21 protein-coding genes are annotated in these 14916 nt (G+C 58.3%); 11 read left to right on the forward strand and 10 right to left on the reverse strand.

Features of this window, described 5'->3' with window-relative positions; translation table 11 throughout:
• Positions 1-31: 31 nt before the first annotated feature.
• From ACR0E2_RS08020 to ACR0E2_RS08035, 4 genes are read left to right on the forward strand one after another with little or no spacing between them, the layout of a single operon-like run.
• Positions 32-691: an ABC transporter ATP-binding protein gene (locus ACR0E2_RS08020; protein WP_480446027.1), complete on the forward strand. Its 660-nt coding sequence runs from the start codon at positions 32-34 to the stop codon at positions 689-691.
• Entirely contained in the window at positions 669-2246 is a 1578-nt protein-coding gene (locus ACR0E2_RS08025; RefSeq protein WP_480446028.1) for a KpsE/RkpR family capsule polysaccharide export protein, read from the forward strand. The genes ACR0E2_RS08020 and ACR0E2_RS08025 overlap by 23 nt, the downstream gene beginning before the upstream one ends.
• 5 nt (positions 2247-2251) lie before the next feature.
• Positions 2252-3085 carry a 3-deoxy-8-phosphooctulonate synthase gene (gene kdsA, locus ACR0E2_RS08030; protein WP_480446029.1) on the forward strand — a complete coding sequence of 278 codons (834 nt, stop codon included), beginning with the start codon at positions 2252-2254 and terminating at the stop codon, positions 3083-3085.
• Positions 3086-3100: 15 nt separating this feature from the next.
• Entirely contained in the window at positions 3101-4597 is a 1497-nt protein-coding gene (locus ACR0E2_RS08035) for a phosphomannomutase/phosphoglucomutase (protein WP_480446030.1), read from the forward strand.
• Positions 4598-4644: 47 nt separating this feature from the next.
• On the opposite strand, the gene ACR0E2_RS08040 is transcribed toward ACR0E2_RS08035, so the two are convergent.
• Entirely contained in the window at positions 4645-6654 is a 2010-nt protein-coding gene (locus ACR0E2_RS08040; protein WP_480446031.1) for an AsmA family protein, read from the reverse strand.
• Between the two features lie 40 nt (positions 6655-6694).
• Between ACR0E2_RS08040 and rimO the strand changes: the two genes are divergently transcribed.
• Entirely contained in the window at positions 6695-8083 is a 1389-nt protein-coding gene (gene rimO, locus ACR0E2_RS08045) for a 30S ribosomal protein S12 methylthiotransferase RimO (RefSeq protein WP_480446032.1), read from the forward strand.
• A gap of 112 nt (positions 8084-8195) precedes the next feature.
• Positions 8196-8555, forward strand: coding sequence for a hypothetical protein (locus ACR0E2_RS08050; protein ID WP_480446033.1), 360 nt, complete (start codon positions 8196-8198; stop codon positions 8553-8555).
• A 136-nt stretch (positions 8556-8691) separates the two neighbouring features.
• Here ACR0E2_RS08050 and ACR0E2_RS08055 read toward each other — a convergent pair whose 3' ends face one another.
• Positions 8692-8880: a hypothetical protein gene (locus ACR0E2_RS08055; protein WP_050604769.1), complete on the reverse strand. Its 189-nt coding sequence runs from the start codon at positions 8878-8880 to the stop codon at positions 8692-8694.
• Between the two features lie 229 nt (positions 8881-9109).
• Here ACR0E2_RS08055 and ACR0E2_RS08060 point away from each other — a divergent pair, with 229 nt between their 5' ends.
• Entirely contained in the window at positions 9110-9352 is a 243-nt protein-coding gene (locus ACR0E2_RS08060) for a CDGSH iron-sulfur domain-containing protein (protein ID WP_480446034.1), read from the forward strand.
• Here ACR0E2_RS08060 and ACR0E2_RS08065 read toward each other — a convergent pair whose 3' ends face one another.
• The 5 genes from ACR0E2_RS08065 to ACR0E2_RS08085 all read right to left on the reverse strand — a co-directional run bounded on the left by ACR0E2_RS08065 (position 9353) and on the right by ACR0E2_RS08085 (position 11290).
• Positions 9353-9613: a DUF6455 family protein gene (locus ACR0E2_RS08065; protein ID WP_152458950.1), complete on the reverse strand. Its 261-nt coding sequence runs from the start codon at positions 9611-9613 to the stop codon at positions 9353-9355.
• Complete coding sequence (locus tag ACR0E2_RS08070) at positions 9613-9882, reverse strand: DUF6455 family protein (RefSeq protein ID WP_480446035.1); 270 nt, start codon at positions 9880-9882, stop codon at positions 9613-9615. Before ACR0E2_RS08070 ends, ACR0E2_RS08065 begins: the two co-directional genes overlap by 1 nt.
• A 14-nt stretch (positions 9883-9896) precedes the next feature.
• Positions 9897-10148 (reverse strand): DUF6455 family protein, encoded by a 252-nt coding sequence (locus ACR0E2_RS08075; protein WP_152458952.1) that lies wholly within the window; start codon positions 10146-10148, stop codon positions 9897-9899.
• 69 nt (positions 10149-10217) lie between these two features.
• Positions 10218-10586: a YigZ family protein gene (locus tag ACR0E2_RS08080; RefSeq protein WP_480446036.1), complete on the reverse strand. Its 369-nt coding sequence runs from the start codon at positions 10584-10586 to the stop codon at positions 10218-10220.
• On the reverse strand, positions 10583-11290 hold the full coding sequence (locus tag ACR0E2_RS08085; protein WP_171118712.1) for a M48 family metallopeptidase: 708 nt from the start codon (positions 11288-11290) through the stop codon (positions 10583-10585). Before ACR0E2_RS08085 ends, ACR0E2_RS08080 begins: the two co-directional genes overlap by 4 nt.
• A gap of 120 nt (positions 11291-11410) precedes the next feature.
• Between ACR0E2_RS08085 and ACR0E2_RS08090 the strand changes: the two genes are divergently transcribed.
• Positions 11411-11659, forward strand: a complete 249-nt coding sequence (locus tag ACR0E2_RS08090; RefSeq protein ID WP_170346090.1) for a hypothetical protein — start codon at positions 11411-11413, stop codon at positions 11657-11659.
• Here ACR0E2_RS08090 and ACR0E2_RS08095 read toward each other — a convergent pair.
• A complete protein-coding gene (locus tag ACR0E2_RS08095) occupies positions 11647-11922 on the reverse strand; it encodes a DUF167 domain-containing protein (protein WP_171228976.1) in 276 nt (91 codons plus the stop codon). The two genes, ACR0E2_RS08090 and ACR0E2_RS08095, sit on opposite strands and share 13 nt — an antisense overlap.
• A 136-nt stretch (positions 11923-12058) precedes the next feature.
• On the opposite strand from ACR0E2_RS08095, the gene ACR0E2_RS08100 reads away from it, so the two are divergent.
• Together ACR0E2_RS08100 and ACR0E2_RS08105 are read left to right on the forward strand one after the other, a co-directional pair.
• Positions 12059-12637, forward strand: a complete 579-nt coding sequence (locus ACR0E2_RS08100; RefSeq protein WP_480446037.1) for a nitroreductase family protein — start codon at positions 12059-12061, stop codon at positions 12635-12637.
• Positions 12634-13332, forward strand: a complete 699-nt coding sequence (locus ACR0E2_RS08105) for an EI24 domain-containing protein (RefSeq protein WP_480446038.1) — start codon at positions 12634-12636, stop codon at positions 13330-13332. Before ACR0E2_RS08100 ends, ACR0E2_RS08105 begins: the two co-directional genes overlap by 4 nt.
• Positions 13333-13338: 6 nt before the next feature.
• Here ACR0E2_RS08105 and ACR0E2_RS08110 read toward each other — a convergent pair whose 3' ends face one another.
• Together ACR0E2_RS08110 and mce are read right to left on the reverse strand one after the other, a co-directional pair.
• Positions 13339-13611 carry a DUF1467 family protein gene (locus ACR0E2_RS08110; protein ID WP_480446039.1) on the reverse strand — a complete coding sequence of 91 codons (273 nt, stop codon included), beginning with the start codon at positions 13609-13611 and terminating at the stop codon, positions 13339-13341.
• Between the two features lie 23 nt (positions 13612-13634).
• Positions 13635-14039, reverse strand: coding sequence for a methylmalonyl-CoA epimerase (mce, locus tag ACR0E2_RS08115; protein ID WP_480446040.1), 405 nt, complete (start codon positions 14037-14039; stop codon positions 13635-13637).
• A gap of 136 nt (positions 14040-14175) precedes the next feature.
• Here mce and ACR0E2_RS08120 point away from each other — a divergent pair, with 136 nt between their 5' ends.
• Positions 14176-14895 carry a response regulator gene (locus ACR0E2_RS08120; RefSeq protein ID WP_480446041.1) on the forward strand — a complete coding sequence of 240 codons (720 nt, stop codon included), beginning with the start codon at positions 14176-14178 and terminating at the stop codon, positions 14893-14895.
• The last annotated feature ends 21 nt before the right edge of the window (positions 14896-14916 follow it).

Genomic DNA, 14916 nt, shown 5'->3' on the forward strand with positions numbered 1-14916 from the left:
AAACACAAACGAAACGAGCAGCAGACCCCGAATGCTAGAATTCGACAACGTCAGCAAATCCTTCTGGACCGGAACGCGCCGCAAGGTGATTCTGGATCGGGTCTCGTTTCGGGTCGAACTGGGTACCTCACTGGGCGTTCTGGCCCCGAACGGAACCGGAAAAACCACGTTGATCAACATGATGGCCGGCCTGGAGAAACCCGACGAAGGCGTGGTCCGTCGCGAATGCCGGGTTTCTTTCCCCATGGGGTTCACCGGTGGCGTGTCGGGAAAACTGTCAGCGCTTGAGAACGCGCGCTACATCGCCAAGATCTACGGTATGGACCCCGACTATATCGAGGCCTACTGCAAATGGCTCTGCGGTCTGGGCGAATATTTCGACCAGCCCCTTGCCACTTACTCCTCTGGGATGAGGGCGCGTTTCACCTTTTCTTTGATGCTGGCGCTGGACTTTGACATGTATCTCATCGACGAAGGGATGCCGGCGACAACAGATGTCGAATTCAACGAAAAGGCAGGGGCGATCCTGAAGGAAAGGTTGCGCACGACGACTTTGGTGATCGTATCGCACAGCCCGTCCGTGTTGGAGAAATTCGCCCAGAAAGCGGCCGTACTTCTGGACGGGCAATTGCATATGTTTGACTCCTTGGAAGAGGCAAAGCAGCTTTATGACTACGAAACCCAAGGTTAGAAAATACAACTGGCGCCGCAGACGCCAGACGGAAAGTTCGGCCGAGGCGCGATCGGACGCCATCTCGCGTATTCGCAACGCGACGCAGGGCCCCGAGGCCGCCGGCGAAGCGCAGCCCGGCACGCAGCTGGATGACATCAAGCGCGAAGGCCTGACGGGCCGTCAATTGCGTATCGCACGACGTCTGGCGCAGAAACACGGTCTGGCCGCGACGTCGGACTATGACGCGGTGCGATTGCTGCGCAAAAAGGGCATCGACCCCTTCCAGCGCACCAATCTTCTGGACCTTGCCGCCGCAAGGCCGTCGGACGAGGGTGACAAACCCAAGGACAGGATCAACGTTCAACTGCCGCAGGCCATGGGTGCAGAGAAAACAAACCTGCCCGGGCCCGAGCTCAGCCCGGCTGAGCGGCGCAATTTTGAAATTGGCCAAATCCAAAAAGACATCGCCCGTCGTCGCAAGCGTAAATTGTTTGGACTGTTTGCGCGTCTGGCGGCCTTTGTGTTCCTGCCGACCTTCATTGTCGGCTTCTATTTCTACCGCATCGCCACGCCGATGTATGCCAGCGATTCCGAATTCCTGATCCTGCAAGCGGATGGCGGACCGGGCAATATCGGCGGTCTTCTTGCCGGTACGCAATTCGCCACCACGCAGGATTCGATCTCGGTTCAGTCCTTCCTGGAGTCGAAAGAAGCTTTGCTGTTGCTGGACCGCGATGCCGGGTTTTCTGATGTCTTCAAGCAGGAATGGATCGACCCGATTCAAAGACTGGCGTCGGACGCCTCGCTTGAAGACGCCTATAAGCTGTTCAAACGCATGATCACCATCGGCTATGACCCGACCGAAGGGGTCATTCGGATGGAGGTTGCCGCCCCCGACGCGCAGACATCGACCGAATTTTCCGAGCGCCTGATCTCTTATGCCGAAGACAGGGTGAATGCCTTGTCCGGAAAAAAACGTGAAGACCAGATGCGCGACGCGCTGCAAAGTTTCGAAGCGGCGCAGGAAGCGCGCAGGCAGGCTCAGGAAGAGTTGATCGAGCTTCAGCTTCAGGGCGCGGTTCTTGACCCCGAAAACGTCATTGCCAGCCTGCGAGCCCGCATCAACGAAATCGAAATACTGGTTCAGGACAAAGAGCTTGAGCTCGCCGCGCTTCAGGACAACCTGCGCCCGAACAAGGCAAAGGTTGATGGCGTCAAGGCAGATATCGCCCGTCTGGAAAAGGTTCTGAGAGAACTGAATGCCGAGATGCAGGATGCCTCGGACGGCGAAAACTCGCTGGCGCGGCTGAGCGTGCGTATCCAGATCGCGCAGGCGGACTTGGCGGCGCGTGACATGATGCTGCAAACGGCAATGCAGCAAATGGAAGCGACCCGGTCCGAAGCCAACCGGCAGGTGCGCTATCTTACCGTCTCGGTCAACCCCGTTCCCAGTCAGGAACCCAGTTATCCGCGCAAGTTCGAAAATACGATTTTGGCATTCCTGTTGTTTGCTGGTATCTACCTGATGATCTCGCTTACCGCGTCGGTCCTTCGTGAACAGGTATCCTCATAAAACTCATGAAACATGTTAAAATCTCCGACCTGACAGTCGGCAACGACCTTCCGCTGACCATCATAGCTGGGCCATGTCAGCTTGAAACGGCAGACCATGCGCAGATGATTGCGGGCAAAATGAAAGAAGCCTGCGACGCAGCCGGGGCGCAATACGTCTTCAAGGCGTCTTATGACAAGGCGAACCGGACATCCCTGTCGGGCAAGCGTGGCATGGGCATCGATGCGGGGCTGAAGGTACTGGATGACATCCGCAAAACGATGGGTATCCCGGTTCTGACCGATGTTCATACCGAAGCGCAATGCGCCATCGCCGCCGAGGCGGTGGACGTTCTGCAAATTCCGGCATTCCTGTGCCGTCAGACGGACATGCTGCTGGCGGCCGGTAACACCGGCAAAGCGGTCAATGTGAAAAAGGGGCAATTCCTTGCACCTTGGGAAATGACCAACATCGTCGACAAAATCGAAAGTACCGGGAATCAGAATATCCTGCTGACCGAACGTGGCACCTCATTTGGCTACAACACGCTGGTTGCCGATATGCGTGCGCTGCCCCAAATGGCGAAAACCGGGTATCCGGTGGTGATGGACGCCACCCATTCCGTGCAGCAACCCGGAGGCAAGGGCGGGTCTTCGGGCGGACAACGCGAATTTGCACCGGTAATGGCCCGCGCCGCCGTTTCTCTGGGTGTTGGGGCCGTGTTCATCGAAACCCATCAGAACCCGGACTCGGCCCCATCGGACGGGCCAAATATGATCCCGCTCGACCAGATGCCCCAACTTGTTGACACATTGATGCGATTTGATGCGCTTGCTAAAGCGAATCCGATACAGATTTAACGATTGAGACTTGTTATGATCAAACCCCTCACCGAGGTAACACCCAACAGCTGGAACTTTCTGCGCGACGCGATGATCACGCCCACCGGGTTCCGTGAATACGATGCCCGTTGGAAATATCCTGAAGAGATCAACCTGCCCGGCATGACCGCACTTGGGCTGGGGCTTGGCACACAGATGCACAGGCGCGGGATCGAGCCTGTGATCGCAGTCGGCAACGACTATCGCGACTATTCACTGGCGATCAAGAATGCCCTGATGCTGGGCCTGATGCAGGCTGGTATCCGTGTCAAAGACATCGGCCCGGCCCTCAGCCCCATGGCCTATTTTGCGCAGTTCCATCTGGATGTGCCCGCAGTGGCCATGGTCACCGCCAGCCACAACCCGAACGGCTGGACCGGGGTCAAAATGGGATTTGACCGCCCGCTGACCCATGGCCCGGATGAAATGTCGGAACTGCGGGACATCGTACTGAACGGCGAGGGCGTCGCGCGCGAAGGCGGCTCGTACGAGTTCGTCGATGGCGTCAAAGAGGCCTATATCGACGATCTGGTCGGCGATTTCAAAATGTCCCGCCCGCTGAAAGTGGTTTGCGCAACAGGCAACGGCACGGCTTCGGCCTTTGCGCCCGAGATTTTCGAACGGATCGGGGTTGAGGTCGTGCCCAGCCATAACCGGCTGGACTATACCTTCCCCAACTACAACCCGAACCCGGAAGCCATGGAGATGCTGCACGACATGGCCGCCACGGTGAAGTCCAGCGGTGCCGATCTGGCGCTTGGGTTTGACGGTGACGGAGACCGCTGCGGCGTCGTCGATGATGAGGGTGAGGAGATCTTTGCCGACAAGGTTGGCGTGATCATGGCGCGTGATCTGGCCAAGCTTCACCCCGGATCGACCTTTGTTGCGGATGTGAAATCCACCGGTCTGTTTGCCAGCGACCCCGAGTTGCAGGCCCTGGGCGTCAATGCCGATTACTGGAAGACCGGCCACAGCCACATGAAGCGCCGCGTCAAGGAAATCGGGGCACTGGCAGGGTTCGAAAAATCAGGCCACTACTTTTTGGCCGAACCGATCGGGCGTGGATACGACTGTGGAATGCGTGTCGCAGTCGAAATCTGCAAACTGATGGACCGCAACCCGGGCAAAAGCATGTCGGACCTGCGCAAGGCCCTGCCCAAGACCTGGTCCACCCCCACGATGTCGCCCCACGCCGCCGATACCGAGAAATATGAAATCCTTCAGCGGCTGGTCGACAAGCTGGTCGCCAAGGGAGATGCGGGCGAAACACTCGCTGGCCGTGCAATCAAAGAAGTGGTCACGGTGAACGGCGCACGCGTGATTCTGGACAACGGCAGCTGGGGCCTGGTGCGGGCTTCGTCCAATACCCCCAATCTGGTCGTTGTCTGTGAAAGCAGCGAAAGCGAGGCTGAGATGCGCGCCATCTTCGCGGACTTAGACGCCGTCATCCGAACCGAGCCCGGTGTCGGCGATTACGACCAAACCATCTGAACACAACTGCTTGGGGCATATCCCGATGCCCCAAGCACGATGGTTGCTCAGTCGCCGCCGAATAATTTGAGCAGACCTTTTTTTGCCTCTTCTTCAAGTTTGTCCTTGATGGCGTCTTCGATCTGATCACTGTCGGTGATCGTCGTATCCAATTCGTTGCCGACCTTTTCAAAAACCTTCTGTTTGGCGTCGTCTTCCAGTTCCTTGACCTTCACATCCGCGGCCGCCTCGATCACCTTGGTCAGGTCCGGCTTGATCGCCGGATCGCTCCAGGGGCCTTTGACGTGAACGGGAACCGATATCCCCTGCCCGGAATTGGCACGCAGCGCCACGGGCGTGAACAGATAGTCGATGTTGCGAGCTCCCAGATCCACTGTACCGGTGCCATCTGCGCGGAAATTCTTCAGTGACATGAGCAGGTCGCTGTTGGTCAACACGCCCTGGTCGATGGTGAAACTGGCCGTTAGGCTGTTGAACACGGTGGTTCCGCCTGATCCGGTGCCCTGCCCCATCAATCGGTCCAGATCGAGCCCGGAAATCACTCCGGGACCGACATCCAGATTTCCTTTGCCGCTGAGGGACCGCATGATCTGATCCTCGGACTGGCCGACGCCCAGAAACTCAAACGCTCCCGCAGCGGTTCCCGACAGGCGTTTGACCCCGGCCATCGTGGTCAGTGCCTGTTTCAGATCGATCCCGGTGGCGGTCACGTTGCCGCCGACCGACAGGCCGTTGCGGTTGTTGGCCACCACCTGACCGTGCAACTGACCCGCAAACAGCGTGGCCGGGTGCATTTCCAGAACGGCCCGCGACCGATCCAGCGACAGGGTCAGATCGCTTTTGCCGAACGTCATCCCGGGCACGGCGATCGAGTTCGCCGTCAGGCGGATCTTACCGTTCGCCAATGCCAGAGCAGACGCGTCGATAGGGTCCTTCGACCACCCCTCAGGTGCAGGAGCGTTTGCCTGAGACGTGCCGCCTGAGGCAGAAGCGGTTTCGGAAATCCGCGACAGATCCAAATCACCGGCTTCCAGACGGGCCACGATACGCGGCGGGTCCGAGATCGTGATATCCGCCTCGCCCACAAACCGGTTGTCATCCAATTGCGCAACCATGTTCCGCATGGAAATCCGACCGTCCTGCGTATACGTCATATGCGCTGAAATGTCGGCGATTTTGCCCAATCCGGGCGGTACAGATGTGCCAGCCTGACCGAAGGCGGCAAGCATTCTTTCAGTGTCCCGCGTCACGACCTTGATGGTTCCATCCATTTCACCCGTAAGATTGACGCGTCCTTCAAATCCGATCTCGCCGCCCGGAGCCGTCAACGCCAGTTCCAGATCAGTCACTGACCCGGCCGCAAAAGCCGGTAAATCCGGGATTTTCAGATCAACCTGAACCGCACCTCCGGGCACTGGCATGGCGGCCTCCATCACCAACGGGGCCGTCACCTCGGGCCAGCTTGTAGATAGTGTCACGCCCGAGAAGTCCATCTGCGTGACGCCATTTTCCACGTAAATCAGCCGTGCATTTGTCAGCTCCAGTTGATCCAGCGTGACCTGCCCCGATGGTTCAGCGGGCGTGGTGCCCCCGGTCGTGGCCGCAGTTGTCGCTGTTGTCGGGGTGCTCAATTCCCAATTGCCGCGCCCATCGGATCGTTCCAACCGCAACACGGGATTGTTTGCAAAAACACGTTTGATCCGCAGATCCCCGTTCAACAGCCCGGCAGCGTCCACCCCGACGGCCAGGCTATCCGCGCTGAGCATCGGCTCCGGTCCGGCCCAGCTTGCGTTGCCGAAACGCACCGGCCCGGTTTCCATCCCGACCACCGGCCAGAAGGAAATGCGCACATCACCGGTCAGCGTCAGATCACGCCCGGTCTGGGCCTTGACCTGCTCGGCCAGAATCGCGGCAAGCTTTTCCCCCGGCATCAGCAACAGTGCGCCAATGATCAACGCGATCACGGCGACAACGATAAACAGGATGCGCATCAGCCATTTCATATTCTGCTCTCCGCCTTTTGGCTTGTCATTGCCGTGATCATTCAAATCACGCATCACATTTGCAAGGGCAAGCTTTCCCGACTATATGCCGCGCATGACGACAAACCCGCCGAACCTCCGCCCCGACCTGGCACCTTCTGCCCGGATCACCGAGACACCCCAATCGAACCAGCCAACCATCGGCATGGTGTCGTTGGGCTGCCCGAAGGCGTTGGTCGACAGTGAACGCATTCTGACCCGGTTGCGTGCCGAAGGATACGGCATTTCGCCGGATTATACCGGGGCCGATGCCGTCATTGTGAACACCTGCGGATTCCTCGACAGCGCCAAGGCGGAATCGCTGGACGCGATCGGAGAGGCGCTGGTGGAAAACGGCAAGGTCATTGTGACCGGCTGTCTGGGGGCCGAGCCGGATTACATTCGCGAACATCACCCCCGCATCATGGCTGTCACCGGCCCACACCAATACGAGCAGGTGCTGGATGCGGTGCATGCCGCCGTGCCCCCCGATCCTGATCCGTTCGTGGATCTGTTGCCCGCCAGCAGCGTACAGTTGACGCCGCGCCATTACAGCTATCTGAAAATTTCCGAGGGCTGCAACCACAAGTGCAAGTTCTGCATCATCCCCGACATGCGCGGAAAGCTGGCCAGCCGCCCGGCGCATGCGGTTCTGCGCGAGGCGGAAAAGCTGGTGCAAAACGGCGTGCGTGAGCTGCTGGTGATTTCGCAGGACACCTCGGCCTATGGGCTGGACCGGAAATACGACATCAACCCGTGGAAAGACGGTGAAGTGCGCAGCCATATCACCGATCTGGCGCGCGAGCTGGGGCAGCTCGATGCCTGGGTGCGGCTGCACTATGTGTATCCCTATCCGCATGTGCGGAACCTGATTCCGCTGATGGCGGATGCCGGGTGCAACGTGCTGCCTTATCTGGATATCCCGTTTCAACACGCCCACCCGGATGTGCTGAAACGCATGGCCCGCCCGGCCGCGTCGGCCAGAACGCTGGATGAAATCAAGGCCTGGCGCGCGATCTGCCCGGATATCACCCTGCGGTCGACCTTTATCGTCGGCTATCCGGGTGAGACGGAGTCGGAATTCCAGACCCTGCTGGATTGGATGGACGAGGCTCAACTGGATCGGGTCGGGTGTTTTCAGTATGAAAACGTCGATGGCGCGCGGTCAAATGACCTGCCCGATCACGTTCCGGCCGAAATCAAGCAGGAACGCTGGGATCGCTTCATGGAAAAGGCACAGGCGATCTCGGAGGCCAAGTTGCGGGCGAAGGTCGGACAGACGCTTGAGGTGATCGTGGACGAGGTCGATGACGAGGCCGCCACCTGCCGCACCAAAGCAGACGCGCCCGAGATCGACGGCAACCTGTTCATCGATGAGGGGTTCGAAAACCTCAAGCCCGGTGACATCGTCACGGTCGAAGTGGACGAGGCCGGAGAATACGATTTGTGGGGCAAGCCCGTCTAAGGTCTGACACCGCGTCGAGCACACGGCATATGGGCAAAGCGTGAACCGAGTTTATTGGCCGAACACGCGGTCAGACCCGATCTTGGACTGAAAGCCAATCATGGAGGTTTTCATGTCCCGTATCTTCAAGCCTGGCCTGAACTGCGTGGTTTTCCTGATGGCCGCGCATTTCGTGGCCACTCCCGGTTACGCCCAGCGTACACAGGTCGGCTCTGCCGGAGTCATTGCGGTTGGCGGCAAACATCTAAGCTTTCACAAAAACGGCCGTCACAAGATAAACCGGTATTACGTGGCCCCGAAGGCCAAGTCATATGCCAAGCGGCCCAAGGCGCATAACAAAAAGCCGGCCCCGGTTTATCGATACACCGCCCCCAAACGGCGTGTCATCGGGCATATCCCCTACGGGTCGGTCAAGCGACAGAAATTCAAGTCATTCAAGTTCAAGCATAACTACGGCCTAAAAAGGCACTGAACAGGGTTCGCGCAACGCGAAGAACGCAAATTGTCCGATAGCCGCGAAATCGCAGGCAAGAAAAAACCGCCACAACTGGTGACGGTCTTTCCCGAAAGCGTACAGGCGGTCCGGGTCCGGGCCGCCTGCGAATGGCTTACTGAGTGATTGGGTCACAGACCGTCTGGCCAGCCTCGGTTGTGGCCAATTGATAACCACCCGGACAGCTGGGTGTGCCGGCTTTGTCATAGCTGGGCTGAACGTAAACAGGTGTCGGTTCTTCCTGCTGCGCACAGGCAGTCAGGATCAGTGCAAATGCGCCAACGGCAGCGAGTTTCAGTTTCATGTCCGTCAATCCTTTATTACTTTTCTGATATTGCCCAGCTTTTCGGGGCCAGGTTAAGAATACGGGCTGAACGGCAATCTGGCAACTGAATCGATCACGTCTTCGTGAGTCACAGCGAATCCATGCCAATCAAATGGCGCAATGATGTTCTTTGAGGCGTGAAACCTATTCTTCTGACTCCGGCGCCCTAAACTGTTGCAGCGAATTCAGCTAAAGACGGAGAAGCCATATGTCAAACGCGCCCATTGTTGCCCAGAAATCGCCATTTCCGGTCGAGGTCGTCGAAGGGAAAACTTATTTCTGGTGTGCCTGCGGCAAATCCAGCCGCCAGCCGTTTTGCGACGGATCGCACAAAGGCACCGGGTCAGAGCCCGTGAAATATACAGCGGAAAGCAGCAAAAAGGTCTTCTTTTGTGGCTGCAAACACAGTTCGAAACCGCCTTTGTGCGACGGAACGCACAGCGGGCTTTGATCAGGTTTTCAACCCATTCAGTATCTCGGCATTGGGGCAAAAATCCGGGGCAGTGGTCGCTGTGCCCTGTTGCCGGGCAAGCCAAAACTCGCATTGCACATCACATCCGGCAGCGCGGCACCGTGTGACAAGCTCGGCGTATTTTTCGGGTGAAAGACGTCCTTCGGCCATCGCTTCGGTCATTGAAATACCCATGCAGCGTGAAACCGAGCGTGTAAGCCAAAAGTGCTTTTCGATTTCCCCTAACGCGACCTGAGACATCAAGCGTTCCCCACCTGCTTGGTTTTGAGGGCTGCAAAGTATTTGCGATTCGGGCATGTCGACGGCGCCTGTTCAACCTGCTCACGCCGTTCCAACCATTCCGGGCAGTCCTTGGCCCAGGAACAGCCGCGACACTGCTGCACGATTTCAGCCCATTCTTCCTGTTTCAGATGACCTTTCCGATAGGCCGCGGCCAAGTCGGTTCCGGTTGCTTGCCCCATACGCAACACCAAGCGCAGATGGGTCATGATTTCGCCCAGATGTGTCATGGCAGACCTTTGTGTCAAGGCAGGAGATTGTGAAGCAATTCCTGATTTCGGCAGTATTCGGGCGTACGCCGAGCAGATCCGGGATCGTTCAGCAAACTTTTGCAGTGATCCGGGTTCGGGCAGTCGGTACAGCGCAAAACAGCATCAGAGATCTGGTCCACGGAAACGGAACCATCAATGGCGGCTTCCTCAAGATCAATGTCCAGCATTCTGGCCATATCGTCCACCAATCCGGCATGCAGCCGAAGGGTCTCGTGTGTGGGCATGCTGTTTCCTTTCGCTTTCACGCTGTGTCCAAAGGGTAGCGCATCCGCGAAGGCAAACATTGACTCAGGTCAAGATTGGACGCCGATGTGATCCAGATAGGCCCGCGTGGCATCCTGAACGCGGCGAAAGCGGTCACCGCCCAGTTTCTTGCCGCCATACCAGCGCGTCACGATAATTACGTGATTTTTCAGCCCGGAGCGTTCGATCATCCGAAGGATCACCATGCCCGCGCCGCTTTCTCCGTCATCAGCTTTCAACGCGCCGGTCGGCAAGACCGCAGCCCAGGTGTTGTGGGTGGCCTTGGCATAGCTCTTGTCGGATTTCAAATCGTTCAAAACGGCGTCGATTTCAGCCCGCGTCGTGACCTGCGCCCCGGACACCGCGTATTTCGAGCCGCGATCCGTCATGACAACACCCAAGCATGTAAGTTCGGTCATTGGGACAAACCCAACTGCTCTGCTGTTTCCCGCACAATCTGCACACGTTGTGCATTTGGTGGGTGGGTTCCCAAAAACCTGTCACCGGGATCCGGGATGCGATCAAAGAACCTTGCCCCGACCAACGGATTGTATCCCGCATTATACGTGATGATGGTTCCCAACTGGTCTGCCTCCAGCTCAAAGTCTTTCACATAAGCCTGAACGCCGACCTGCGCGCCCAGCTTTTGCGCCTCTTCAATGGCGGCGGCGTCCCCGCCGCGCAACTCTGCCACCCGCCCGAACTCAGCCGCGCTGGCGCTGGCGATTTCACTCTGCCTGGCGATGTGTCCCAACACGTGGTGGGCTGCTTCATGCCCCATGACAAACGCCAGTTCATCCGCGTTCTGGGTGGATTCGATCATCGAGCGGGTGAATATGATCACCGGCTGCTTGTTTTCATCCAGCGTCTGGAATGCATTGACCGAAGCCTGTGGGTTCAAGTCGACAAGAATCCGAAAGTCGCAATTCTGCCCGGTCGTCTGTTTCAGACACTGTCTGCGGGCTTCCGCCCCAACGGCCCGACTGACCTCTCGGAAGGTTTGCACCATCGGTTCGGCCTCTGGCTCATCCCCCCGCCATTCCTCGGCGGGTTGGACGCGCAAGGCCCCCTCTCCACATGCCGCAAGCAGCAGGGACAGCAAAAAAACAAACCATCTGTGCATGTCATATCCTTTGAGACCGAATGGCCGTGATTTCAACATAGTACGCCCGTGCCGGCGAAACCACACCGCCGGTTCAACGAACGGCTTGCATTGCGCCCCGGCGGCTTGCACTCTGGCCTCATGTTTACGATTGAGCATGAATTCGACTCGACGGTCATTACGCTTGTGGACGAAGGTGAACAACCTTTGCAGGAAGATGTGGTGATCAACAATTTCGCGGAATGCGTCACGCTGGAACAACTTGATCCCCGCACCGATCAAATACAGAAGATCACGTTGTCGCCCGAGCAGGTGCGGGATCTGGCGGCCGCGCTGGATCTGCCCGAAGGTGTTTATCAAATTCGCGAAACCGGACCTCAGGGGTCATAGGAAAACAGCTTTATCCGTGCGGCTTGCCCCTGCTTCAGCGTCAGGGTCGAGGGCGCGACGCCAAGACATTCTGCAAGCAGCAACTGCACGGCCCTGTTGGCCTTGCCGTTTTCCGGCGGGGCCGTAACGGATACCTTGATCTGCCCGTCTTCGACGCTCACCCGATCGCGGGCCGCCTTGGGCGTCACCTTCAGTTTGAACACGGCCCCGGCCTGCGCCATCGCGCTGAGATCCGGCAGATCGCGCAGTTTGGGTTTCGCCATTGTCTCCTCTTTTTTTCTCAAAGTCTTGCACGAAGCACGTCGTAATGAAATTGATCCACGCAATCCATTGGCGTGCCCTTGAAACGGGCAGAATACCGACCAAGATACAGAGTCCCGATGTAAAGGAAGTTAACATATGTCCCTGAAAAACCCCGCCGCTCTGGAGTTTTTGCAGTCGCGCCGGTCCCGGCCGGCCAAGACACTGGTTGCTCCGGCCCCAACCCGGGAAGAGTTGCTGCCGTTGCTGACGGCCGCAGCCCGCAGCCCCGATCACGGCAAACTGGAGCCCTGGCGATTTATCGTTCTGGAAAAGGGCGCCATGCCACGCCTGGCGACCCTGACCGAGGTCTGTGGACAAAGGCTGAACAAAAGCCCGGAAGACATCGCCAAGGCGCGCAGCCAGTTCGATATGGGGCATCTGGCCGTCGCGGTCATCGAGGTTCGCAAACAATCCGAAAAGATTCCGGCCATCGAACAATCCTACTCTGCTGGCGCGGTCTGTCTGGCGCTGCTGAATGCCGCGCTGGCTGCGGGCTGGGGCGCCAATTGGCTGTCGGGTTGGCAAACACATGATCGCGAATTCTGTGTCGATGCTTTCGGGCTTGCCGAAAACGAACGCGTGGCCGGTTTGATTCATATCGCCACCGAGGGAGCGACCCCTCCGGAACGCCCCCGGCCCGACGTGGCCGCGTTGACAGAGTGGGTTACGGAATGATCATCCTGAACGCCTTTTTCAGCGCACTTGGCCAGACCGGAGACCCCAGGTTTCGCGCCGTATTGCTGCGCGGCGTGGGTCTGACCATTCTGCTGCTGGTTCTGGCCTGTGCAGGTGCGATCTGGTTGATCAACTGGCTGTCAGGCAGCGAAATCTCACTGCCGTTTGTGGGGGCTGTGCCGTGGCTGAACGACGTTCTGAACTATTCCGGTATCGTGCTCGTCCTGATCCTGCCCGTTTTTCTGATGGTGCCGGTCGCGTCGGCCATCACCTCGATCTTTCTGGACGAGGTGGCACAGGCGGTTGAGGACAAGCATTTTCCGGCGTTGCCGCCCGCACAGCGCATCCCGGCCTCAGAGGCGCTTATGGACGGTCTCAGCTTCCTTGGCGTTCTGATTGTGGCAAACCTGCTGGCGCTGATCCTCTATGCGATTTTCACCCCGCTTGCGCCTTTCATCTTCTGGGCGATGAACGGATTCTTGCTGGGGCGTGAATATTTTACCCTTGCCGCGATGCGAAGGATCGGGCGCGATGGCGCGCGCAAGCTGCGGGCCAAACATTCAACGACGATCTGGGTGGCGGGCACATTGATGGCCATTCCGCTTTCAGTGCCGCTGGTGAACCTGGTGATCCCGATCATCGGGGCCGCCACGTTCACCCATATCTATCATGCCTTGTCAGGCCAAAAGGCCTGACGGGGATTACCTTGGCTCCAACTGGTTCAGCCAGTCGAAATCCCGCACCGAGATCACGCCCGACAGGATGATTCCAGAGATGATCGCCCACAGAACCACAGAGATACCGGTGGTGATCCACATCTTTCTTTTCATGTGATGCACTTCCGGCGCGCCCGCATGCGTGCCGGGAACGATGTCACCCAGATCGCCCTGGGTTTTGATGCGAATGGGCAGCACCACCAACAACGTCATGAACCAGATGACGGCAAACAACACCAGCGCGGCAGTAATGGTCATTTCAGGCCCTCCGGGGCTGGGGGTTATACCTGCTCCAGCTCGACCAGGCAGCCGTTGAAATCCTTGGGGTGCAGAAACAGAACCGGTTTACCATGCGCACCGATCTTGGGCTCACCTGATCCCAGAACACGGGCTCCGGTCGCTTTCAGATGATCACGGGTCGCGATGATATCCTCGACCTCGTAACATACATGGTGGATGCCGCCGGCCGGGTTCTTTTCCAAAAACCCGTTGATCGGGCTGTCGTCACCCAGCGGATACAGAAGTTCGATCTTGGTGTTGGGCAGTTCAATGAACACGACCGTGACACCATGATCCGGCTCGTCCTGCGGCGCGCCGACTTTGGCGCCCAGCGCGTTGCGGTATTGCTCGGACGCCGCATCAAGATCCGGTACGGCGATGGCGACGTGGTTCAGACGTCCAATCATGTCTCACTCCTGCTGTCCTGCGTTGCATGGGTTATGGGGGCTGATCCGCCAAAGGACAAGTGCGCCAAATCGCGCGTTAACGTCGTGTTAGCCAGAAGTTCCTAGCGTGAAGCATCTGCTGCATAGGAGAGCTGCCATGGACGATTCGGGCCTACTTGCCACCACCACCGCCGCGCCCACCGCGACTCGACCCTTGCTGGGTCAGACCATATTGGTTGTCGAAGACAGCCGGTACGCTTGCGATGCCATCCGCCTGATGTGCCTACACAGCGGCGCGCGCATTCGCCGTGCGGATTGCCTGAAATCGGCCCGAAGGCATCTACAGATCTATCGGCCTTCGGTCATTCTGGTCGATATGGGCCTGCCGGACGGTTCCGGCGCCGACCTGATCGCCGAATTGGCCGAGGCCACGCCCCGTATCAGTGTCATCATGGGCCTTTCGGGCGATGACGGCAGCGAAGACATGGCTCTGGCGGCCGGCGCGGATGGGTTTTTGTCCAAGCCGCTAAAATCAATGTCACATTTTCAAAAATCCATTCTGGAACGCCTGCCAGAGGACCGGCGGCCCAGCGGGCTTCATGCCGTGCGCGATGAAATCATCCGCCCTGACCCTCTGGCCTATCAGGACGACATGGCCCATATCGCCGATGTGCTCGCTGGTCCCAACGATCACCGCACATTGGACTACGCCGCACAGTTCCTGCACGGCGTCGCGCGCGAGGCAAATGACAGGCCCTTGGCGGAAGCAGCGCGAAAGCTGGCATTGTCACGCGCGAACGGGACGCCGATCATGGCGCAGGCGGCGCAGGTTGCCGGGATGGTGCAGAACCGACTGGAACAGCGAGAGGCGCTTTGAAATGGTGACAGCCTATTTCAT

This window comes from Ruegeria sp. A4 (assembly GCF_056543025.1).